General features: G+C 58.6%; 21 protein-coding genes. 8 read left to right on the top strand and 13 right to left on the bottom strand.

From position 1 onward, the window contains the following. The first annotated feature begins 424 nt into the window (after nucleotides 1–424). From EKD03_RS08985 to EKD03_RS08970, 4 genes are all read left to right on the top strand, one after another. Nucleotides 425–1,198 (top strand): metal-dependent transcriptional regulator, encoded by a 774-nt coding sequence (locus EKD03_RS08985; RefSeq protein ID WP_129629750.1) that lies wholly within the window; start codon nucleotides 425–427, stop codon nucleotides 1,196–1,198. Nucleotides 1,199–1,205: 7 nt separating this feature from the next. Continuing rightward, complete coding sequence (locus EKD03_RS08980; RefSeq protein WP_129629749.1) at nucleotides 1,206–1,685, top strand: flavin reductase family protein; 480 nt, start codon at nucleotides 1,206–1,208, stop codon at nucleotides 1,683–1,685. Nucleotides 1,686–1,867: 182 nt separating this feature from the next. Next, complete coding sequence (locus tag EKD03_RS08975; protein ID WP_129629747.1) at nucleotides 1,868–2,266, top strand: VHS/ENTH/ANTH domain-containing protein; 399 nt, start codon at nucleotides 1,868–1,870, stop codon at nucleotides 2,264–2,266. 56 nt (nucleotides 2,267–2,322) lie between these two features. Further along, nucleotides 2,323–2,997, top strand: a complete 675-nt coding sequence (locus tag EKD03_RS08970) for a c-type cytochrome (protein ID WP_129629745.1) — start codon at nucleotides 2,323–2,325, stop codon at nucleotides 2,995–2,997. Here the strand turns inward: EKD03_RS08970 and EKD03_RS08965 are convergent. The 3 genes from EKD03_RS08965 to asd are packed head-to-tail and all read right to left on the bottom strand — an operon-like array spanning nucleotide 2,981 to nucleotide 6,341. Next, nucleotides 2,981–4,192, bottom strand: a complete 1,212-nt coding sequence (locus tag EKD03_RS08965) for a lipase family alpha/beta hydrolase (protein WP_129629743.1) — start codon at nucleotides 4,190–4,192, stop codon at nucleotides 2,981–2,983. The two genes, EKD03_RS08970 and EKD03_RS08965, sit on opposite strands and share 17 nt — an antisense overlap. Further along, entirely contained in the window at nucleotides 4,192–5,241 is a 1,050-nt protein-coding gene (locus EKD03_RS08960; RefSeq protein ID WP_129629741.1) for a hypothetical protein, read from the bottom strand. Before EKD03_RS08960 ends, EKD03_RS08965 begins: the two co-directional genes overlap by 1 nt. Nucleotides 5,242–5,288: 47 nt before the next feature. Next, entirely contained in the window at nucleotides 5,289–6,341 is a 1,053-nt protein-coding gene (gene asd, locus EKD03_RS08955) for an aspartate-semialdehyde dehydrogenase (RefSeq protein ID WP_129629739.1), read from the bottom strand. Nucleotides 6,342–6,634: 293 nt separating this feature from the next. Between asd and EKD03_RS08950 the strand changes: the two genes are divergently transcribed. The 3 genes from EKD03_RS08950 (at nucleotide 6,635) to EKD03_RS08940 (ending at nucleotide 8,607) form a co-directional block, all read left to right on the top strand. Further along, nucleotides 6,635–7,069: a hypothetical protein gene (locus EKD03_RS08950; RefSeq protein WP_238613455.1), complete on the top strand. Its 435-nt coding sequence runs from the start codon at nucleotides 6,635–6,637 to the stop codon at nucleotides 7,067–7,069. Nucleotides 7,070–7,258: 189 nt separating this feature from the next. Further along, nucleotides 7,259–8,137: a DnaJ C-terminal domain-containing protein gene (locus tag EKD03_RS08945; RefSeq protein ID WP_129629737.1), complete on the top strand. Its 879-nt coding sequence runs from the start codon at nucleotides 7,259–7,261 to the stop codon at nucleotides 8,135–8,137. A gap of 257 nt (nucleotides 8,138–8,394) precedes the next feature. Next, on the top strand, nucleotides 8,395–8,607 hold the full coding sequence (locus EKD03_RS08940) for a MerR family transcriptional regulator (RefSeq protein ID WP_238613454.1): 213 nt from the start codon (nucleotides 8,395–8,397) through the stop codon (nucleotides 8,605–8,607). 3 nt (nucleotides 8,608–8,610) lie between these two features. Here the strand turns inward: EKD03_RS08940 and EKD03_RS08935 are convergent, their stop codons facing one another. From EKD03_RS08935 to EKD03_RS08905, 7 genes are all read right to left on the bottom strand, one after another. Then, complete coding sequence (locus tag EKD03_RS08935) at nucleotides 8,611–9,093, bottom strand: YbaK/EbsC family protein (RefSeq protein ID WP_129629735.1); 483 nt, start codon at nucleotides 9,091–9,093, stop codon at nucleotides 8,611–8,613. A 37-nt stretch (nucleotides 9,094–9,130) separates the two neighbouring features. Further along, complete coding sequence (locus EKD03_RS08930) at nucleotides 9,131–9,457, bottom strand: isoamylase early set domain-containing protein (protein WP_129629733.1); 327 nt, start codon at nucleotides 9,455–9,457, stop codon at nucleotides 9,131–9,133. A 301-nt stretch (nucleotides 9,458–9,758) separates the two neighbouring features. Next, nucleotides 9,759–10,406: a response regulator gene (locus tag EKD03_RS08925; RefSeq protein WP_129629731.1), complete on the bottom strand. Its 648-nt coding sequence runs from the start codon at nucleotides 10,404–10,406 to the stop codon at nucleotides 9,759–9,761. After that, nucleotides 10,381–11,772, bottom strand: coding sequence for a sensor histidine kinase (locus EKD03_RS08920; RefSeq protein ID WP_129629729.1), 1,392 nt, complete (start codon nucleotides 11,770–11,772; stop codon nucleotides 10,381–10,383). Before EKD03_RS08920 ends, EKD03_RS08925 begins: the two co-directional genes overlap by 26 nt. 195 nt (nucleotides 11,773–11,967) lie before the next feature. After that, a complete protein-coding gene (locus EKD03_RS08915) occupies nucleotides 11,968–13,242 on the bottom strand; it encodes a cystathionine gamma-synthase family protein (protein ID WP_129629727.1) in 1,275 nt (424 codons plus the stop codon). 90 nt (nucleotides 13,243–13,332) lie between these two features. Next, nucleotides 13,333–14,244 (bottom strand): EamA family transporter RarD, encoded by a 912-nt coding sequence (gene rarD, locus EKD03_RS08910; protein ID WP_174842846.1) that lies wholly within the window; start codon nucleotides 14,242–14,244, stop codon nucleotides 13,333–13,335. A 268-nt stretch (nucleotides 14,245–14,512) separates the two neighbouring features. After that, nucleotides 14,513–15,025, bottom strand: a complete 513-nt coding sequence (locus EKD03_RS08905) for an STAS/SEC14 domain-containing protein (RefSeq protein ID WP_129629725.1) — start codon at nucleotides 15,023–15,025, stop codon at nucleotides 14,513–14,515. Between the two features lie 343 nt (nucleotides 15,026–15,368). Between EKD03_RS08905 and EKD03_RS08900 the strand changes: the two genes are divergently transcribed. Then, on the top strand, nucleotides 15,369–16,271 hold the full coding sequence (locus EKD03_RS08900) for an SDR family oxidoreductase (protein WP_129629723.1): 903 nt from the start codon (nucleotides 15,369–15,371) through the stop codon (nucleotides 16,269–16,271). Nucleotides 16,272–16,381: 110 nt separating this feature from the next. On the opposite strand, the gene EKD03_RS08895 is transcribed toward EKD03_RS08900, so the two are convergent. From EKD03_RS08895 to EKD03_RS08885, 3 genes are all read right to left on the bottom strand, one after another. Continuing rightward, complete coding sequence (locus tag EKD03_RS08895) at nucleotides 16,382–17,347, bottom strand: glycosyltransferase (protein ID WP_129629721.1); 966 nt, start codon at nucleotides 17,345–17,347, stop codon at nucleotides 16,382–16,384. Between the two features lie 46 nt (nucleotides 17,348–17,393). Then, complete coding sequence (locus tag EKD03_RS08890; RefSeq protein ID WP_129629719.1) at nucleotides 17,394–18,341, bottom strand: YecA family protein; 948 nt, start codon at nucleotides 18,339–18,341, stop codon at nucleotides 17,394–17,396. Nucleotides 18,342–18,440: 99 nt separating this feature from the next. After that, a complete protein-coding gene (locus tag EKD03_RS08885) occupies nucleotides 18,441–20,333 on the bottom strand; it encodes a S9 family peptidase (RefSeq protein WP_129629717.1) in 1,893 nt (630 codons plus the stop codon). Nucleotides 20,334–20,403 lie beyond the last annotated feature (70 nt).

Below are 20,403 nucleotides of genomic sequence, written 5' to 3'. Positions count from 1 at the left end.
GCAGCCGCCCCCGCAGATCTTTTTCGGTGTTGGTTTGGAGGCGAAGCCTCCAAACCAACACCGAAAACTGTTGACAGCACCGCATGGGCAACGTATCCTGAAAGAGCAGGTGACACTCCGCAGCCACTAACGTGGCGTGGCTTCTTGGCCCAACCCGCCTATGAGCGAGCTTAACGACCAACGGATCTGCCCGACCCGGTTTGGAGATTATGCGGCTTGGACGCGCACACGACCAGCACTTTCAGCCTTGTACGTATGGTGATGCGCCAAGCAGCATTGACGTCACATTGCGGGTATTATAGTACAAATGTACAACGTTGACAATGCTCTGGCTAAAGCCAGCGAGAAACCCGCCTAACCGCTCGGCTAAAGCATGGCGGCTTGCGGCGGGTTTAATCGGTCAAGACAGAACAGGGTAGGGGCCATGAGTGAAAGTATCGAGATGTACCTGGTGATGACGGCACTCTTGCGTGGTGCGCCCGATCAACCAGTGGCCGTCTCCCTCTTAGCGAACAAGTTGGGTGTTACGCAGGTCTCAGCGAATGAGATGTGCCACAAGTTGAGTGAGCGCGGCTTAATGGCCTATCAGCCCTATAAGGGGGTGACGCTCACCGAGACGGGGGAGGAGCAGGCGCAGGAGATTCTCTCGCGGCGACGGCTCTGGGTGGTCTTTTTGGTCGAGAATCTGGGGATTGAACCCGATGAAGCCGATCAGTTAGCGTGTCAGTTAGAGCATATCACCTCGGAGCGCTTGGTTGTGGCGCTCAAGTCGTTTCTTGAACGGCCCACACCTGCGCGTTGCCCATATGCGGAGCAACCAGAACCCGTCATTGCGCCACCGCAACCCCTGACCAACTGTGTCGCGGGGACACAGGGGCAGATTGTAGCGCTGAATGTCCCGGCTATGAGCGCCACCTTCCTCCAAGCTCAAGGGGTGAGCCTGGGCAGCCAGGCGGAGGTGCTCGCGGTGGGTGGAGATGGCTCGGTGCTGCTCGCCGTTGCGGGGCACCATGTCTCGCTCGCGGCGCCGGTGGCCACCCAGATCATGATCGCCACCACCCCGCTGCTTCCCACACCCCGCCATGAGGCGTGGATGCGCTGTAGTGCCTTCTGGGCTTGCCCCAAGGGGAAGGAGTGCTCGCGTGGTGAGGCTGAATCGATCTCCCTCACGCCCTTCTCTGAATCGCATGCCAACTGAGGAGTCTATGCAACTCGATAGCCGTACCTTCCGCGATACGATGGGCCTCTTTGCGACGGGGATTACGATCATCAGTGCCGAGCATGCGGGCGAGATGCGTGGCATGACGGCCAACTCCGTCACGTCGGTCTCGCTCGATCCCTTGCTGTTGCTGGTCTGTATTGATCGCCGTGCCCATATGTTGGCCACGATCACCGCTGCTGGTCGCTTTGGGGTGAGTATTCTGCGTGCCGATCAGGAACCGATCTCGCGCCATTTTGCTGGCCGCCCCGATCCCGATCTGCACCCCACCTTTACCCCGCTGGCCTCGACGCAGCGGCTGAGTGCGTGTATGGCCGCCCTATCGTGTGTCACCCAGCAGATCATTGATGCTGGCGATCATGTCATCGTTCTGGCTCAGGTTGAGGCCATCTGGCGGGCGGATGATCCGGGTGTGCCGCTGCTCTATTTTGCGGGCAAGTACCGCCACCTGCAAGCATTGGATTGATCTGATATAATTGCGCTGGTTTCGTAACTGTTCACACTTGGGGTAAAGGAAGCTTCTGATTGACGCAAAGACGCAAAGGTTTTGTTGCAGGCTTTGCGCCTTGGCGTCTTTGCGTCAAAATCGGAATGCTAGGAGAACTGTGAACAGTTACCTGGTTTCACCGCGATGCAGAGAGGCATGCGATGGGTGCAGGCACCATCAACCAAAGAGCGCATCCTCCTACGCCGCGATCCTTCCTGTCTATAGCCCACCTGATCATCGGAACTGCTCTGCTTACCTTGGCGATCCTCAATCCGCTGCTCTGCATGTTTCACTGCGCCCGCGCTCATTACCTGCATAGCCGAATGCAGCCTCAGCGTATCTTCTTGTGCGATCTGCGTGGCGATCCACTGCCTACCGCAGCGCCACTGGCTCAGGTTTGGGGCGGGCCACGTGCGATCTATGAGGCCGTTCCAAGTGTGTGCCTTACCCTGATCCTGATCACCCTGGTCAGCCAGATCTTCCACCGCTTCCAAATGCAGGTAGCCCAGCATATTGTGGGGCCAACTTCTCCACCACCAAAACTCCTTCAATCTGCCTAGCCAAATAATTCCGTTGCCGGTCTTTTGGGTAGCATGCATAGCAAGGAGCTACGGTTATGAGTTGGCGTCCCTCGAACGATTTCCGTTCGTCCAATTCCTATCGCGGTCCTGATCGTAAGAACGATTCGGCGCTTGATCCGACGATGCGCTTGATCCTGATCGGAGGTGGGGCATTCGTCGTGTTGGTGATCGGCATCATCATCGCGATCAATCTGTTCAATCGCCCAAGCGGCGATGTAATGGCGGTTGTATCCACCAGTACCCCGGTTGTGGTGAGCCCGACCAGTGCCGCTCTCACGCCCACGGTAAAACCCACCACCGCCTCGGTGATTGTCAGTGCGCGTGGCACGCCCACCCCCGCCCCCACGGTGAGTCCGGCTGATGCCGGCCCACTCGAGACGAATGGCGATGCTGAGGCTGGGCGTACTCTCTTTAACAACATGCCCGCCGAGGCGATCTCTGCGGGTGCGGTGGCATGCTATACATGCCATAATGTTGATCCGGGGAGTGCTACTCTAGTTGGGCCAAGTCTGAGTGGGGTGGGAGTACGTGCTGCTACTCGGGTTTCTATTCTCTCACCGGCTCAGTACCTGCGTACATCAATCGTTGCGCCCAATTCGTATGTCGTCGAGGGGTTTGCACCGGGGATCATGACCCAGACCTTTGAGCAGGCACTGAGCCCCGAACAGATTGAGGATCTGGTGGCCTATCTGCTTACGCTGAAGGAGTAGGCTTCGGGTGCGTTAGCCACGCCCGTATTTGTGCGTCAATCGCTGGGTGGTTGAGTAGCCCCATATGGTTGATCTGTTCCCCAATCCATACGCCTGCGGCTTGGGACTCCAGATCGTAGCGTGGGTCGCTGTGGCGCCCCAACGCACTCGCGACGGGGACGAGACCATCGCCCCACCACTCCGCTTCGACATCGCTCGTACTGCTTGCCACGAGGTAGCAGTCTACATTGGTGGGTAGGGCTAATGGGAGGCGCGGATCGCCTAGCGGCGCAAAGCGATCCGTGTCGGCCCACTCCGCATCGCGCAGGGTGCCGTAGCGCAGGTCGGTGATGCCTGCACTGCGGATCTGGCCCAGGCGTGCAAATGCGGCACTATAGGGGCTGCTGAGGAGCAGGGTGTGAACCCAGTTGCCTACCCGTTCCCAGGGCGATCCATGGTGCGGGGTGCCTAAAAAGATGATGCTGCGGAGTTGTTGTCGCCATCCATGCTGCGTTTCTTCGGCAATCTGGCAGGCACTGCGCGTTACGAGGCCACCCATACTGTGCGCCAAGATCGTGATCTCGCTGATCGGTTGGGGCCATGCTGAACTTAGCGCAGCCAATACGTCGGCGAAGGTGCGTCCATTGGTCGAGATGTGTAGCCCGGTGTTGTAGCGGACATAGACTGGCGTATAGCCCAGATCAGTCAGATGTTGCCCATAGTCGTCGGGTATGCCCCAGTGTTGTTCATTCAGGCAGAGTCCATGAATGATCACCAGGATCTTGGTGCTGACATCGGGACGTATGTTTGTGCCATGCGGATCAATACACCCTCCATCCATCCAGAGGCTCATCGGTAGCGCTAACGGATTCCCCTGCTGCTGGAGGTAGTCGCCGACTACCCCATTGAGGATCGCGAGGGCCGCATCGCGTTCAGTTGAGGATTCGGGGGGGCGTAGCCCATGCACCAGCGGCGCAAGTGCGAGATCAATACTGCCTCCCACAAGCCCCGTGATCATCCGAATACTTGTATAGACCAAACCGGTGATCCCAACCGTTGGGCGATCTTCGATCCGCCCCAAAGGGGCCGGAACCCGCAGGATGGTACTGTGCAGCGCTTCGACCAGATTCGTGATCCCTAGGGTTGCATCAATCACCAATTGACTCAACCCACGGACATCGGTGGGGTGGATGTGGTTTTGATCGGGTTTTGGCATCAAATCATCCGTGCCGGTGTACGGTGCAACGGCAAAATTCCCGCCGCAGCCTGCTCCGGGGTGGGTAACGCCGATTCGGCAGGTTTGTCCGAGGTGGCTAGGCAGAGCGCCCCCGCCAGTCGCAGCCGTTCACACAGATTGAAGAGATCTTTGCATAGACACAACCGCCCATCCGCCATTCGGCTGATCGTAGACACAAACTCGGCGCGGCGGAACTGCTTGAAGGGGGTCGGATCGCCCGCTGCAACCCGTGTGCGCAATTCGGTGTAGAGGGTTGCGAGGCTGGCCGGAACATGCGGTGTCACGATGTCGAGCAGATGCGCGAAACTCATAATCTTCTCGGCGGCCACATCCGCATCGAGTTGGTCGTACTCCAAGACCCCGCTGGCGATCAGCAGTGCGGTGGAGGTGACATAATCCTGGTTGTCGAGTGTGAAGTGGTGCCACTCCTGATGGCAGAGATCGGCATAGGCGCGCCGAAAGAGCGGGATATTCATGTCCGCACCCAAGAACTGTTCGGCCACCACCAGCGCCCCCTCGGCGCGTGCATCATCAATCGCCCCATCACCTCGTCCCCGTGGGCCGAGCAGGGTCTTGTCAATGTCAATCAACAGGGCTGTCTGCGACCAATTGATCCCTTGTTGTTCGAGATCTTCCGCCCATGGATGTAACAACGACCAACGGGTGGCACTGGCGATTGAGCCATGCCACTCTAGAATCTCTGGGGCCACCGGGCGATCCATCCCGATAAAGCCATAGGTCGTGGGTGCTCCTGGCAGTTGGCTGAGGAACTCGGCCAAGAGGCGATCATTCTCGGTATCCCCGATCACAACCAGTGCCGTGAGGGGATCACCGCCCCGCTTTGCTTGGGCTGCTTGCGCCAATGCCAACGCTACCCGTGCGTAGTCCGCCTCGCGTTTACGCGGCAGCTTACCTTCCCGAATACCGAGTTGGTGACGTAAGCTTTTCAACCCCGGTAACTCCGGGTCACATGGCTCCAGATCGCGGTAATAGACTCGGTCGGAGGTTAGGTCTGCAATGGTTTTCATAGGATTATTTCTTAGTGCCTGATGCGTGAAGCATCAGGCACCAAGCATTAGCTATTCAACATCCCCTGGGCATACATTAATTCGGCATTGAGCAGCGAGCCACCTGCTGCGCCACGGATAGTATTGTGGCCCAGCGTGACCAGCTTGTAATCGAGCAGCGGGCAGGGGCGCACCCGCCCCACGACTGCAGCCATTCCCGCGCCGGTCATCCGGTCGCGGCGGGGTTGGGGCCGATCTGGCTCCTCGCGCAGCACAATTGGTTGCGCGGGTGCACTGGGCAACTGCAACTCCTGGGGCAAGGCGCGGAAGTTGGTCAATGCCGCGATCAACTCCTCCAGATTGGGCTTGCGGGTGAAGCCAATCGAGAGGCAGACCAAGTGGCCCTCTAGGACGGGGACGCGGTTGCAGTGGGCTGAGGTGGTGAAGTTGGCCGGTAGCACTCGCCCATCCACCAAACTCCCTAGCATCTTCTGGGGTTCCTCTTCCACCTTCGGCTCTTCGCCGCCAATATAGGGGATCACATTCTCGGTCGCATCGTATGAGGGCACCCCCGGATAGCCCGCACCCGACAGGGCTTGCATACTCACCAGGAGTACCTTCTCAACCCCAAACGCATCGAGGAGCGGGCGGAGCACCATGGTCGGGGCGGTGGCGGTACAGTTGGGGTTGGTGACAATCGCGCCGCGCCAGCCGCGATTCTTGCGCTGTACCGCGATCAATTCCAGATGTTCTGGGTTGACTTCGGGGATGAGGAGCGGCACATCCTCGGCCATCCGATAATCACTCGCATTTGAACAGACCACATGCCCCGCTGCGGCCAACCGAGCCTCGATGATCCCGGCTGTCTTGCTCGGCAATGCCGAAAAGACCAGCGGGGTGTCCAGTTCGGCATCTTCCGATAAAATCCGTATATCGCGAACCGCAGCGGGCATCGGAGTATCAAGAACCCAACGGCTTGCCTCGGCGTAGGTGCGTCCGGCAGTGCGCTCACTACCCGTCAGTGCAGTTACCTCAAACCAAGGATGACCGTCGAGGAGTTGAATAAAACGCTGGCCGACAGTGCCCGTGGCACCTAAGATGGCAACTTTCAGTTTTGCCATTATAATCCTCCTTGTGTGGAGTCGAGAGGCGTGCATTGCTTCCTCCACACAGTGTCGTGTGTATACCTATTATACCTGTTCCTTGCAGGTGAACGATTCTCAACACAGGTTCTTCTAGGCCAAAGAAAACATCCCTAGCATGCATCGTAGGGCTGGTGTATAATTGCAGATGCTTGTGACAAACATCTCATCAAGCGTGGTTCTCGCCCTCTTCAACTGCTCCTCCCATGTTTGCAGGAGCCACTGCCCAAACATTCTACTCGCATTCTTACCCGTTGTAGCAGGTGGCACCCATGCTTCGGCGTGTCTTTAATGATGTAACTGTATGGAAGGAGGAATGGTCAATGATTGACCCTGTGATTCAGCGTCTCTTGGAAAAGGCGATTGATACACCGGTAAAACTCCACCTGTTGCTCATGTTCCACGAGAATGCTCGTATGGAGGGAACCGCTCACGAGATCGCGAACCGTGTCTGTCGCGATATCTGGAGTGTAGCTCAAGCCCTCGATGAGCTTGTGGAAGATGGAGTGATGGGCCGATCTGTGAGTTCAAAAGGTGATCTTCGCTACCGTTACGCTCCCCAACCTGAAAACCACGAATCTATCAAGCGCCTGATCGCTGGCTATGATGACCCCATTGAGCGCGATCTGCTGCAACGCTTGATTCGCGACCTCTCCACCTATGCCGCCTATCGCCGATCAAGTGCCTGGGAGTATCAAATTGCATAGACCGAACTGGGTATCACGTCAGTTCCCAGGCCGACGCCCTGCTTGCGTCGGTTTTTTGTTGGCAGGCGGCTGCGCCGCAGAACCCCATGCCCTAGTGAATTCTACGCAGACTTTGACAATAATAGAGTAGAGTCTCTACAATAGACACCAAAAGCAGAGGGAAGCAGCAGGAAGGAAGTCCACTCGGCTATGAAAGACTACTACCAGATCCTTGGGGTCAGCCATAGTGCCAGCGAACAAGAGATCAAGCAGGCATATCGCAAGCTGGCACGCAAGTATCACCCCGATATTAACCCCGGCGATGCGCAGGCTGAGGCGCATTTTAAGCAGATCAACGAGGCATATGAGACGCTCTCCGACAAGGAGAAGCGCGAGAAGTATGATCGCTTCGGGAGCGATTGGAAGCGCTACGAACAGGCTGGCCCTGGAGTTGATTATGGGGCAAATGCAGATTTCTCCGACTTCTTCGAATCGATCTTTGGTAATCGCCGCACGGGTCGGGCTGGAGGCGCGGGCTTCAATACGCGCATGAATGGCCAGGATGTTGAACAACCGGTTGATATTACGCTCGAAGAGGCATTCACTGGTACCCAACGTAGCGTGCAGTTCTCGACCCCCAATGGCAACCCGCGCACGATCACGGTCAAGATTCCGGCTGGCTCGGATACCGGCGGGCGGGTGCGGGTGGCGGGTGAGGGTGCCCCTGGCATGAATGGCGGCGCACGCGGCGATCTGATCCTTCAGGTACGGGTGCTGCCGCACCATCGGTTTGAGCGCAAGGGCAGCGATCTCTATGTGACGGTGGAGGTGGGGATGTACACGCTGTTGTTGGGTGGCCAAGCCGCAGTGCCGACCCTGAGTGGGAAGACGATCACCATGACCATCCCGCCGCACACGCAGAATGGGCGTACCTTCCGCCTTGCAGGCCAGGGGATGTCGGTACTCCACTCACACCATCATGGCGATCTGTATGCCAAGGTGCAGGCGATTTTACCCACCAAACTGAGCAACCGTGAGCGTGAACTCTTCGAGGAGTTGCGCCAGATTGCCGAGGGCCAGCCGGCATGAGCGCACCGCGCTCCGAGGGGCGGCGCTACCCCATAGGCATTCGGTTAAGGAGGGCATAATACCATAGCAACCGCAGAGGACACAGAGGGATGGGGTTCGCGCTCTGGGGTACGCCCCATGGTTCTTCCTCTGCGTTCCTCTGCGTTCTCTGCGGTCAACAACCGGGGCGCAAGAGGACGCTTAACCGAACGCCAATGCGGCGCTACCCCATCGGTGTCGCCGCCGAACTCGCCGGGTTGCACTAGCAGAGCCTGCGGATGTACGAGCGGCGTGGCCTGATCACGCCCCAACGTACCAAGGGTAATATCCGCCTCTTCAGCGATGAAGACATCGAGCAAATTCGCTTTATCCGCCGCCTAATTGATGATCTGGGCGTCAATCTCGCCGGGGGCGAGGTGATCATCCAGATGCGCTGCCAACTGCTGGCTGCTCAGGCTGCCCTGGCTGAACAGAACCTCCCGCCGTCGTAGCGTTCAGTTAGCGGCATCAATCCATGCCGCGTTGAGTACCTGCCGCAGATCCCCCACCGCCAACCCCAACATGATCCCGCGCTGCCCGGCATTCACAAAAATCTCTTCCAAACCCTCCGCCCCCCGATCCACGTAGCATGGCCAGCGCTTGGCACTCAAGGCCAATGCGCCGATCCCGCCTACCTTGAGGCCGGTCAGTCGTTCTGTTTCGTTGCGGGGCATCAACTCTAGCCGCTTCTGTCCGCAGCCCGTCGCCGCTCGTTTCATGTCGAGTTGCCGATCTGCGGCCAGCATAATCAACAGCGGGCGGCTTGTGCCACCCGCTGTTACGACCAATGTTTTGAAGACGGTGTGCGGCTGCTGCTCAATCCGCCGCGCTACCTCTACGGCATCGGGAGGATCTTCAGGATTGTATGAATAGGTGTAAACTTGATAGGAGATATGACGACGCTCTAATAGGCGCATTGAATTCAGTTTTGTTGCCATATTGAAGAATGAATGTGATGCTTCTTATGGTGTCAGCTTAATGCGCCATAGCCCGATTGCGCGCCTGGGGAATATCAACCGGCAACATCGTTACTGGTGGCGATGGTGCGCCAAACGCACGTTCCATGGGCGGGGCGTCGGTACACCAATCTACCTCGTCTACCAAATAGGCGTAGCAGTAACGCTCACCAGCGTGGAGGGTGAGTTTGGCCTCCCAGTAGTGTTCGCCGAGCCGCATCGGTGTGGCCTGAGTGCTCCAGCCATTGAAGTCACCAACTAGTTGTACCTTGTCGGCCCAGATTGTAGCCGGAAGGCGGAAGTAGACGGCAACATCACCATTAGGTAAGGGAAGCTGAAGAATCATAGCGATTCCTCCGTAGTATATGATGACTGCGCGGAACTCACGATGCAAGCGGTGAATTGGCGCAAGGTCAAGGCATGTCGAGGTCTTCTTCGCCGGTTGCAGTACTGGATTGCTCAGCAAAACGGCCCCGGATATGACGCCATTGTCATAATCCTGGACCGTTGGCGTTGATTGACTTCTTCAGCATACTCTACGGGGTAGTGGGGTGTAACTGCGGAGATAGTGGCTTCTGTCCCTGAATTCAGCCTACGGGTAGAAGTACGGGAAATCTACGGAGAAGTACGGACTACCTACGGAGTGTCTATTCTTCGAGCAGACCTCGTTCATGGGCAAAGTGCATCAGATCGGTTTGGCCTTTGAGGCCAAGTTTGCGTAACAGGTTGGTGCGATGGGTTTCGGCGGTGCGCGGGCTGATCGTCAGCCGGTCGCCAATCTCAACATTGCTCAATCCTTGGGCGGCGAGGATGAGCACTTGGCGTTCGCGAGCCGTGAGCATCTCGGCCCAATCAATATGCTGGTCGGGGCTGGGCTGGTGGAGATAGGCACTGATCATCCGCTCGGCCAGGGTCGGGCTGAGGTAACGGCCCCCCTGAAGCGCCACCCGTATGCCATGGATCAGTTCCACCGCATCCGCATCCTTGAGCACATAACCAACCGCCCCTGCGGCAAGTGCCTCACGTACATACGCATCCTCGGAGTGCATCGAGAAGAAGATTACCCGTGTGGTGGGTGTACTAACTCGTACCTGCCGCAACACATCTAAGCCACTTATGGTGGGCAGTTGGAGATCAACCACTAAAATATCGGGGTGGAGTTGATTGACGAGTGTTAAGCCTTCAATCCCATCATCACCCTCGCCAACCACGTGCCAATCCGGTTCGGCGGCGAGCGCGGCGCGCAGCCCCCCGCGAACAATCGGATGGTCATCCACCAACACAATCGTTGTCATTCAAACTCTCCTCTGACCAGAGCGGCAACTCGGCAATGATCCGAGTGCCCACGCCTTGGGCCGACTCGATTGTCAACAGGCCACCGATGAGTTGCATGCGCTCCTGCATGCCACTCAGACCACCGGTGGTCTGGTTACGTAGGGTCTTGATCGCCACCTCGCTATCAAACCCACAACCGGCATCATCAATGCGCAACATGAGCCGCTGATCATCGGCCAGCAGGCGCACTGTCGCGTGGTGGGTATTGGCGTGGCGGGCGACGTTGGTAAGTGCCTCCTGTATGGTTCGGTAGGCGACGGTTTCGACTTCGGATGAGAAGCGTCGGCTGACGCCTTGGTGGCGTAGTTCAACCTGTACACCTGTTCGGGGCGTGTAGCGATCCAGGTACCAGCCTAGCGCGGGGAGTAGGCCCAGGTCGTCGAGCAGCGCTGGGCGCAGATCGAGCGAGAGATCGCGCACGCGGGCCATCAGTTCGTTGAGCGCGGCTTTGGCTTCATTCAGCACCGACAACATAGCGGGTGGCGCTGCTGCTGCTGAGGCTCCCAACGAGAGCTTCAGCCCGGTTAAGACTTGCCCGATCTCATCGTGTAGCTCGCGTGCAATGTGGCGGCGCTCGCGCTCATGCGCCTCGACCAGCCGCCGCGACAGGTTCTGCAACTGATCGGCTGAGGCGCGCAGTGCGGCCTCTTCCTGCTTGCGTTCGGTAATGTCTTGGCTGGTGCCATTGCTCAATACCGCACGCCGATCCGCCCCTTCGCCGGTGAAGTAGGTACGCGCATGAATCGCCAGCCAATGGATGCTCCCGTCAGGGTGGATGACGCGGTATTCGGTACTGTAGCGCCGCTCGCTGTTTGGCTCGGTTGTGATCGCAACCGATTTCCACCATAATGCGTGGTCATCGGGATGAATGCGCTCCAGGATCAGCGCGAAGGGGGCATCTTCAACCCCTACCCCGTAGTGGATGCGTGCGCGAGCATCCAACTGTAACCGATCAGGACGGCCCGCCAGATCGCGCTGCCACGTGCCTAGTTGGGCCGCGTCGTAGGCCATGTGCAGCAACTCGTCACGGTCGTGGATCTCGCGCTCGGCCTGTTTGAGCGCCATGATGTTGTTGTTCACGGCCAGAATATGGATCTGGAAGCGATCACCCAGTTGGAAGCGCATATCACCGATGGTGGTTGCGCCTGAGCGGATGAGCGAGAGCAGCAGCCGGTCGGCATCGGGAGTTGTCACCACGAAGAGTTGTGACGACTCGGCGATGATGCGCAACTCGGCTTCACTCTTCTCAAGCGCTGCGACCCGCGCCTCAAGCTCGGCAATACGTGCTGCGGCGGCGCTATTGCTCATCTTAGAAGGCGCGGGCATGCTACGAACTCCCTTGCATCGTTCATGACGTAACGAATATGGGAATTATACCAGTTCTCGTCACTGTTCACACTTCTCATCGCCTTCAGGTTTTGACGCAAAGACGCCAAGGCGCAAAGCCTGCAACAAAACCTTTGCGCCTTGGCATCACACGAGGTTTCTTTTACCCCAAGTCTGAACAGGTACCAGTTCTCTTCAGACCTGCTCCAATGCTTGGCGCAGATCGGCAATGATGTCCTCTGGGTGCTCAACTCCCACCGAGATCCGCACCATCGCCGGGGTGATGCCAAGCTCCATGCGCTCCTCTGGGTCTACGTCGGCGTGGGTCATGGTTGCTGGGTGCTCGGCCAACGATTCGGTGCTGCCCAGGCTCACCGCGAGGTGGATCATGCGTAGGTTGTTGAGCAGCCGGAAGGCTTCGGCCTCGCCACCGATCACATCAAAGGAAATCATTGATCCTGGGGCGGTACATTGGCGGTGGAAGATCTCGTGCTGGGTTTCCTCTGGGTTCAGATGCCCCAGGTAGTACACCTTCGCCACCTTGGGGTGGTCGGCCAGAAAGTCGGCGACGTAGCGCGCATTCTTCATCTGGCAGGTCATGCGCAGTTTGAGCGTCTCCAGGCTGCGCATGAGTAGGAAGGATGTGTTCGGCCCGGCCATGGTGCCGAGGATGGTGCGGAAGCCCTTGATCTGGCTGATTAGTTCTTTGGCCCCCAGACAGACTCCGGCGATCACATCGCTATGCCCGCCAATATATTTGGTCGCTGAGTAGATCACCAGATCTGCACCGTGCTTGAGTGGCTGTTGCCAGAGTGGCCCCAGGAAGGTGTTGTCTACCGCCACTAGGACACGCCGCTCACTGCTGTTGACCTGGGCCAGCCGCGCACAGGCGGCGATGTCCACCAGGGTGTTGGTGGGGTTGGCGGGGGTTTCGAGGTAGATCATCCCCAGTTTGCCAAACGCGCTCGAACGGCTGATCACCGCCGCGATCTCGGTTTCGCTCGCCTGTGCCGGGAAACCCACACAGCGAATGCCGAACATCGGCAAAATGTGTTTGAGCAGGTAATCCGTTCCACCATAGACCGGCTCACTATGCACAACCACCTCACCTGGCCGCAGGAAGGTCAGGATCGTGGTGCTGATCGCAGCCATTCCACTGGCAAAAGCGGCGGCAGCTTCGGCGTCATCCCAGATGGTGAGGCGATCCTCCAGAATTTCTAAGTCGGGATTATTCAACCGACTATAGATTAGCCCCATTTCTTCGTTGGGGCGTTGTTTGCGCAATCCATAGGCCAGTTCAAAGAAGGCTTTGCCCTCTTCGGCACTCGCAAAGACGAAGGTTGAGGTCTGGAAGATCGGACACTTGACCGCCCCTTGCGAGAGTTCTGGGCGGTAGCCGTAGCCCATCATCAGACTCTCAGGGTGGAGTGGTTGGCCATCTAGGTAGCCTTCGGGTTTACGTGTCGCCATAGGACACCTCCATGTATTTGGGCAGAGCCGCGTCGCTCTGCCCCCTCATGGTGCGTCTAGATTGGTCGAAGGGCAAGGGGGAATTTGTGGCTATTGGGCGCTGCTTGCCGCCCGTTCGCGGGCGCGTGCCCGTGCCGCCCGCCCACCAACGATCAAGCCCTCGGTGGTGTAGATGCTGAGTGCGATCCAGATCAAGATGAAGCCGATCATCCGCTCTGGGGTGACGGCCTCATGGAAGAAGGTTACCCCCAGAATGAACTGGATGGTAGGGGCGATGTACTGCAATACTCCCAGCAGCACCATAGTGATCTGGCGCGCCCCGGAGGCAAAGAGCAGCAGTGGCACTGCCGTGACCACCCCGGAGGTGATGAAGAGCAGTGTGGTGCTGAGTTCGGCGTGCATAAATGCACCCTGGCCAGTGGTTTCTAAGAAGATCAGGTAGCCCAGCGCGGGCACGAAGGCGATCAGCGTTTCGAGGGTCAACCCCTCAAGCGAACTGATCGGCGCGGTCTTGCGAATCAGCCCGTACAACCCGAAGCTCCCCGCCAGCACCAGCGCGATCCACGGCAGCGCCCCATACAGCACGGTGAGGTAGATTACTCCGGCTGCTGCGACCGTTACCGCTGCGATCTGGCCAAACCGCAGCCGTTCACGCAGAAAGAGCACCCCAAAGATCACATTCACCAACGGGTTAATGAAGTAACCCAGGCTCGTCTCGACCACATATCCGGCATTGACCGCCCAGATATAGATGAACCAGTTGGTAGTGAGAAGCGCCGCCGAGAGGGTAAAGGTGAGCAGGATGCGCCAATTGCGCATGGCGGCCCAGAGTTTCGGTAGGTGCCCACTAAAAATGGTGAGCAGGAAGGTGGCAACGAGTGCCCAAACGATGCGGTGCGCGAGGATTTCGGTAGCAGGAACGTGGTGGAGGGCGTGCCAGAAGAGCGGTAACAAGCCCCAGATGACATACGAGCCAGCCGCGTACAGAGGTCCTTTGTGCATGAACGTCTTTCCTCTCCAGACAGGGTAGGAGCAAATTATACTCCGCTCTGAAGAGTTTGACCTATGGCGAAAGTCGTAGTTTTGGGGGGTTCCGGTCAAGTGTCCGCAGATTGCGCAGATGACTAAGAAAGAGAATAATCTGCGTATTTGGGGGCGATAAGGGGGGACATGCATTCCGGTCACGTGTCCGCAGATTGCGCAGATTACTAAAAAAGAGAATAATCTGCGCAATCTGCGTCATCTGCGGATAAACAACACACTGGCGCCTCTACTCACGATCCCCATTACGGTTCATCTGGCGCAGGCTGTTGCTCCAACTATCCAGCATCCCCGCCAAACCGTGGCTCTGGGGCGGCGGCGGCGGCATGGTGAGCCGTGTCTCCTGTGCGCGTGCGGGCATCGTCGGTAGGCCCATGCTGGGGACGGATGGTGCCCCCCGCGTGCGATGCAGGAAGTCTATTGCGGTATGCTCGTCGCCAAACATCCCGATCCCGCTTAGCATCTGCATCAATGGCGCAAAGAGAAGCAAGTGTTGTGAACTGACGACAAAGGCAATATGGCCTAAGTGGGGGTGGTGGACGACTTGCTCGGTGCGTTGGCGCGCCGCTGTATGGGCGCTCTGCATCATACGCCCATCAACTAAGAGGTCGGTTGGGCGGGGACACTCATTCAAGGTTCGCCATATCTCCTGGATGTAGCGCTCGGCGTGCTCCATAGCCAAATGGCCTTGCATAGTCACCCAGACTAAATCGTGGGCGTGGCGATCAATCTTGTAGAGCATGGGTGCGCTCCTCCGAGATCTAGTGGTGTCTTACCAGTCAAAAAATTGACACGCTGAAATGTTCGACTAGTATACTACTCCCACAGGGTGCTGTCTAGACATATATGGCAAATGTGCGACGCTGATTTCGCTTGCTTGTGCTATACTGAAACCCGTTGAGCAGGGTCTTTCAGAGTCGGAAATTGCGCATCTTGATGCGGATTGTGCGTGAACTGTTGCACATGTATCTGGCAACTTTTGGCTGCCAACGCGCTCCATACTGCTCCGAATCGGATGTTGCAATTACACCATAGTTAGTAATTATTCACGATGTGCGGCGCTTGATGGCTGATAAGGAACTGCCATGATCTTCATTGTGGGTGGTACCGGCACACTTGGGCAGACGTTAGTGCGTATGTTGCGCGAACAGGGCCATCCGGTGCGGGTGCTGGTGCGTCCAGGCTCGGTGGCTAAGGCGGAACCCCTCCGTGCGCTCGGAGCCGAGTTGATCGGTGGTGATATGCGTGATACCGCGAGCCTTGAGGTGGGTTGCCGGGGGGCGAAGGTGGTTATCGCGGCGACGAGTGCTGGTGCCGACCGCCGCGACGAGTCGCGGTACATGGCCGAGTACCAGGGGCCGATCAATCTGCTAGAGGCGGCGCAGGCCACTGGGGTGCAGCACTATATCTTCACCAGCGCACTCTTCCCCAAGAACCCGGTCGGCTATAAGTTTTGCTGGGCCAAACTCATGGCTGAGGAGGCTATCCGGCAGAGCGGCCTCCCCTATACGATCTTTCGCCCTTGTGGCCTCTTCTATGAAGTTGTCCAGCGCGGTGAGCCGATTGTCGAGAAACTTGGCTTCTTCCCCGTCGTTGGGATGGCTCCCAAGCGTACCCAAATGCTGGGGATGATTGATGTGGCCCGCGCCTATCTCCACGCGATTGATAACCCAGAGGCGCTGAACCGTACTTTTGAACTGGGTGGCCCCGAACACCTCACCTTCGACGAGATTGTGGCGATCTGGTCGCGGGTGCTCGGTACGAAGATCCCGGTGCTGCACATGCCCGTCTGGCTCACGTATGCTATCGGAGCCTTGCTGAAGCCCCTCCAGCCCTCAGCACCCGGCATCATGGAGATGCTCGAATTTAGCTACGATGAGATGGCCTGTGATATGCGCGAGACCAGCCGTATCCTACGCCTCGGCCCAATGCAGACCTTCGAACAGTATTGTCGGGATTATTATGCGACCAAGGGCAAGGTCATATAGCGGTTGGTCAGGTTGTTGAACCCTTGTGAGGCCGCTTGTCATTCCGAGCGTAGCGAGGAATCTCGACCGAGACCCTTCGCTGCGCTCAGGATGACCGTGTGACGGCTGCTCTACGGTCTTTGTGTCTGAAACAGCCCCACTGGATACCCCACCATCTTGGCGATATCGCCGACGATGCGAATGATCGGCACCAGCAGCAGTGCGCTGGCGCGTTCTGGTCGGCTGTGTCCGCGCAGGCGCGGCCAGAGCCGCCGGTAGGGTTTGTAGGTGTAGCCCGCGCCCCCCAGCCCGATCAAGACGAGACCTAGCGGGCGCAGCCACGGCCACTGCCACATCGCCCACAGCAGTCCCAACAACCCTTTGTAGGCTGCGTAGCGGAGGATGTGTCGCTTCGTCCATAGTCCGGCGACCCCATCGCCGCGTGCGTAGAGGTAGTATTGGCGCGCAAAGGCACGCAGCGACTCACGTGGGCGGAAGTGGACGATGGCGGTTGGGGCGAAGCTGCGCCGATAGCCGGCTCGTTCGGCAGCCAGGGCGAAGATGATGTCCTCGCAGTGGCTGGCCCATTCGGGAAATCCGCCCACCGTGGCCCACAGGTCACGTCGGAAGGCCATGGATTTGCCGAAGGGTAAGAAGGTGGCCGGATCGATCTCGCTCACATCGCGATAATTCACCGCCCCCAGCGTTAACTCGAAGAGGCTCTGCGGGGCAGGCGTAAAGAACCCACCTACCAGATCGGCTCTGTGGCGCTCCAGCGGTGCGATGATCGCCGCCAACCAGCCCGGATCGAGCCGCAACCCCGCATCGGTGCAGGCAATCAGTTCGCCACGTGCGCGGGCCACCGCACTGTTGCGCCCCGATGAGATGTTGTGCCCGCCCTGTACCAAGCGGATTCGTGGCTCACGAGCGGCATACTCGCGCACCATCGCGGCGGTTGCATCGCGGCTCCCGCAGTCGTTGATCACGATCTCGTCGGGTAGCCGCGTCTGCGCCAGTATCGAATCGAGCAGCGCGGTAATGTTGTCGGCCTCGTCACGTACCGTACAGATGAGCGAGACGATAATAGGATCTGCCATATGATGATACTCTGAAGGCGCAGCCATGGCCGCGCCTTCAACCAACCTATGCTGGTTTCTCTTCCGAGTCGTCCGTCTTCTCGGCTTCTGGCTCTTCTGGCTCTTCATCCTTGGGCAGCATCCGGCCCAACAACGAAGCCACGCTCTCCTTGGTCAGTTGGAGCGCGATACGGCCATCGGAGACCAGCCGCTCCATCACACTCGGATCTGGTGCCTCGCGGGGCAGCGCGATCACAAAGTGGTTCAACACCTCGCTGCGCTCCTCCAACAGATCGCTCCACGTGACATCAGGGCGCTCGCGGCGCATATCAGCCAGGTGCAGTTCGGCAAACTCCACCAACTTCTGCGGAGTATCGTTGGTCAGATGCGCTGCCGCGCCGCCCAGGTAGTAGTTGGGAACAGGCGCATCCAACGGGGTATCCGCCGGGGTCAGGTGCCCCACTACCACCTCGCCGACCTCTAGGCGCTTAGCGGCATTGTAATCGGTCACATCAAACTCCTGCTCCCCCAACAGGTCGCGCAGGAGCATCCCCTTACCCTTACGGATCTCAGCCACAATGTAGGGGCGCAGCCGCACTGTGCGCCACTGTTCGAGCAAGCGCCGCTCATATGGGTCAACCTCGAAGCTACCCTCATCGGCAGCGATGTTGAGTTGCTCCACCAGTGTGCGCCCATTATTCATGTGAAAGTCGAAGGCGAACCAGGTCAGGAACCGCTCGGCCCCGCGATCTTCCACCGCATCCAGGTCGCTCATCTGCTCAAAGGGGTACTTGTTCTGCCAGAAGCGCGCAAAGGCTTCCGGGAACTGTTCGGGCACACTCTGAGCGGCCTCAATGATCTTGGGCAGCAGGCTATCCTGGGCTTGACGCAACAGTAACTGTTCGCTGCGCGCCGCCTCCTCAATGATCAGGTGGCAATCCTTGTATTTACGTCCACTCCCGCAGTGGCAGGGGTCATTACGACCAAGTTTCTTGTTCTTGGCGGGCTTCGCCATAGGTCATCCTTCTCTCTTTGGGCATAGTAATGTCGCTGATTGTAGCATAGGTTTTTTGGTGGTCTGAGCGGCAAAGCCGCCCAGGCCACCTATCTGATTTTAGGCAAACAACACATACTGCTGCAAGAATCGCTCCATCTGCGTATAGAACGCCTCGATGGTCTCTGGCTTACGCCACCCGTGGCCCTCGCCGGGGTAGAGTTGGTAGATGTGGGGCACCCCGTGTCGCCGCAGTGCGCTGACGATCTCCTCGGATTGGCTGGGCGGCACAACCGTATCCTCAGCACCTTGAAAGATCGCCACCGGATCACGGATCAGGTCGGCGTGGAAGATCGGCGAGCGCTCGCGGTAGCGCTCGGCCTGCTCCGGCAACTGGCCGACGATCAGATCCAGGTAGCGCGCTTCGAACTTGTGTGTATCTGCCGCGAGCGTAAAGAGGTTGCTCACCCCATACAGGCAGATTCCAGCGCGGAAGGTGCCCGGTGCACGACAGAGTGCTTCTAGCACGGTGTAGCCGCCCGAGCTGCCCCCGTAGATGACGATTCGCTGCGGATCGGCGGCTCCTGACTCAGCCAAGTAGTGCGCCGCGCTCACCGCATCTTCGACATCGCACACCCCCCACGCATCGCGCAGCGCCAACATATAGGCCCGCCCATAGCCGGTGCTGCCCCGGTAGTTGACATCCAGCACCGCGTAGCCCCGGCTGGTAAAGAACTGGGTCGCGGCACTGTAGCTCGCCGTGGCCTGTCCGGTTGGCCCGCCGTGGATGCGTACAATCGCGGGTGGGCGTGGGCCAGCCTGCCCAGGGGTGTAGCCACTGGGTAGGTAGAGCATTCCGTAGACGTGGATCCCTCCGGTGCTACTCCACGTAACCGGCTGCGCCGCTGCTAATGGTGTGTACTGCCCCAACTCACCCGCGCTCCGCCGTAGCACCCGGCTCTGTGCCTGTTGATGCAGCACGACCCGTGGCGGTAGCGTGCTCGACGCGGCAATACAGGCAATGCCCTCCCCCTTGGGGGCGGCATTGGGCTGGGCGAGCCATTGGTAGCTGCCACCCAAATCTACCAACTCGGCTGCGCTGCCATCCAGCCCATAGCTGCACAGCTCATAGATCCCATGCTGGCTGCGCAGCGCATAGATCTGGCTACTATCGCTCGCCCAACTCAGATTGCGCATACCCTGCACCCAGGCGGGTTGACCATGTTCGATCTCACCTGTACTCAGTTGGCGCACGCGGTTCTGTTTCAGATCGCGCACATAGATGTGGCCCCACCCCGACTCATCACTGACATAGGCTACATAACGCCCATCGGGTGAGAAACATGGCTGAAAGATGGACACCTCTGTGCCACCCGCGATGAGGTGTGGCATATGCGCCACCGGCATGCGCTCACTTACCTCCAACTCAGCCAGATAGAGCCTGCTCCCATCCCAGGGCATATTGGGGAAATCCCAGGCCACATAGGCGATCCACTTGTCACTGGGGTGCCAACATGGCTGCATAAAGAAGTCATGCCCAGCCATGAGTCGCTGTGGCCACTGGCTGCCATCGGCGGGGACAATCGCCAAGCAATCCACTCCGGCGTCACTATGCACATAGAGCAACCAGCGCCCATCGGGCGAGAGGCTTGGCGCAGCGGCGCTACCAAACGCGGGAGTCACCGGCGTGGCTGGCCCGCCCGCGATGGATTGACGCCAGATGCGCCCCGATCCACCATCCACAAAGAAGACCGCGCCATGGCTGACACAAAAATCGCCCCCGCCATAGCCGATCTTGGCGCGTACCGAGAACTCTGCCGGAGTCAGATCCCATGGTGCATCCATACTGCCCGCCTCAGCACAGACGAGCACACCTCGCCCACCCCGGCCCTCCAACCAGACGATGTGCTGCCCGTTACTGTCCCACTGCACATCAGAGAGCCGGATGTCACCAGCGAAACTGCGTGGGGTGATCGAGCTTGGCCAGAGGCCAAAGGTATGTTGTGACATCATAATTGTAGAGGCGAAGCATCGCCCTCCATGTGGAAGAGGAACACGATTTGGATTGTAGGGCGATGCTTCG

Origin of the sequence: Candidatus Oscillochloris fontis (assembly GCF_004138135.1) — a bacterium.
Taxonomy (GTDB): Bacteria; Chloroflexota; Chloroflexia; order Chloroflexales; family Chloroflexaceae; genus Oscillochloris; species Oscillochloris fontis.
This window is presented reverse-complemented; position numbering and strand designations above follow the sequence as displayed.

What these genes read in the sequence shown, in the direction of transcription:
- EKD03_RS08935 (WP_129629735.1), bottom strand. Translation starts at nt 9,093, where the DNA reads ATGGCAACAAAACTGAATTCAATGCGCCTATTAGAGCGTCGTCATATC.
- EKD03_RS08925 (WP_129629731.1), bottom strand. Translation starts at nt 10,406, where the DNA reads ATGACAACGATTGTGTTGGTGGATGACCATCCGATTGTTCGCGGGGGG.
- EKD03_RS08885 (WP_129629717.1), bottom strand. Translation starts at nt 20,333, where the DNA reads ATGATGTCACAACATACCTTTGGCCTCTGGCCAAGCTCGATCACCCCA.
- EKD03_RS08940 (WP_238613454.1), top strand. Translation starts at nt 8,395, where the DNA reads ATGTACGAGCGGCGTGGCCTGATCACGCCCCAACGTACCAAGGGTAAT.
- EKD03_RS08965 (WP_129629743.1), bottom strand. Translation starts at nt 4,192, where the DNA reads ATGCCAAAACCCGATCAAAACCACATCCACCCCACCGATGTCCGTGGG.
- EKD03_RS08905 (WP_129629725.1), bottom strand. Translation starts at nt 15,025, where the DNA reads ATGCTCTACAAGATTGATCGCCACGCCCACGATTTAGTCTGGGTGACT.
- EKD03_RS08970 (WP_129629745.1), top strand. Translation starts at nt 2,323, where the DNA reads ATGAGTTGGCGTCCCTCGAACGATTTCCGTTCGTCCAATTCCTATCGC.
- asd (WP_129629739.1), bottom strand. Translation starts at nt 6,341, where the DNA reads ATGGCAAAACTGAAAGTTGCCATCTTAGGTGCCACGGGCACTGTCGGC.
- rarD (WP_174842846.1), bottom strand. Translation starts at nt 14,244, where the DNA reads ATGCACAAAGGACCTCTGTACGCGGCTGGCTCGTATGTCATCTGGGGC.
- EKD03_RS08890 (WP_129629719.1), bottom strand. Translation starts at nt 18,341, where the DNA reads ATGGCGAAGCCCGCCAAGAACAAGAAACTTGGTCGTAATGACCCCTGC.
- EKD03_RS08915 (WP_129629727.1), bottom strand. Translation starts at nt 13,242, where the DNA reads ATGGCGACACGTAAACCCGAAGGCTACCTAGATGGCCAACCACTCCAC.
- EKD03_RS08975 (WP_129629747.1), top strand. Translation starts at nt 1,868, where the DNA reads ATGGGTGCAGGCACCATCAACCAAAGAGCGCATCCTCCTACGCCGCGA.
- EKD03_RS08895 (WP_129629721.1), bottom strand. Translation starts at nt 17,347, where the DNA reads ATGGCAGATCCTATTATCGTCTCGCTCATCTGTACGGTACGTGACGAG.
- EKD03_RS08930 (WP_129629733.1), bottom strand. Translation starts at nt 9,457, where the DNA reads ATGATTCTTCAGCTTCCCTTACCTAATGGTGATGTTGCCGTCTACTTC.
- EKD03_RS08960 (WP_129629741.1), bottom strand. Translation starts at nt 5,241, where the DNA reads ATGAAAACCATTGCAGACCTAACCTCCGACCGAGTCTATTACCGCGAT.
- EKD03_RS08945 (WP_129629737.1), top strand. Translation starts at nt 7,259, where the DNA reads ATGAAAGACTACTACCAGATCCTTGGGGTCAGCCATAGTGCCAGCGAA.
- EKD03_RS08920 (WP_129629729.1), bottom strand. Translation starts at nt 11,772, where the DNA reads ATGCCCGCGCCTTCTAAGATGAGCAATAGCGCCGCCGCAGCACGTATT.
- EKD03_RS08900 (WP_129629723.1), top strand. Translation starts at nt 15,369, where the DNA reads ATGATCTTCATTGTGGGTGGTACCGGCACACTTGGGCAGACGTTAGTG.
- EKD03_RS08985 (WP_129629750.1), top strand. Translation starts at nt 425, where the DNA reads ATGAGTGAAAGTATCGAGATGTACCTGGTGATGACGGCACTCTTGCGT.
- EKD03_RS08950 (WP_238613455.1), top strand. Translation starts at nt 6,635, where the DNA reads ATGCTTCGGCGTGTCTTTAATGATGTAACTGTATGGAAGGAGGAATGG.
- EKD03_RS08980 (WP_129629749.1), top strand. Translation starts at nt 1,206, where the DNA reads ATGCAACTCGATAGCCGTACCTTCCGCGATACGATGGGCCTCTTTGCG.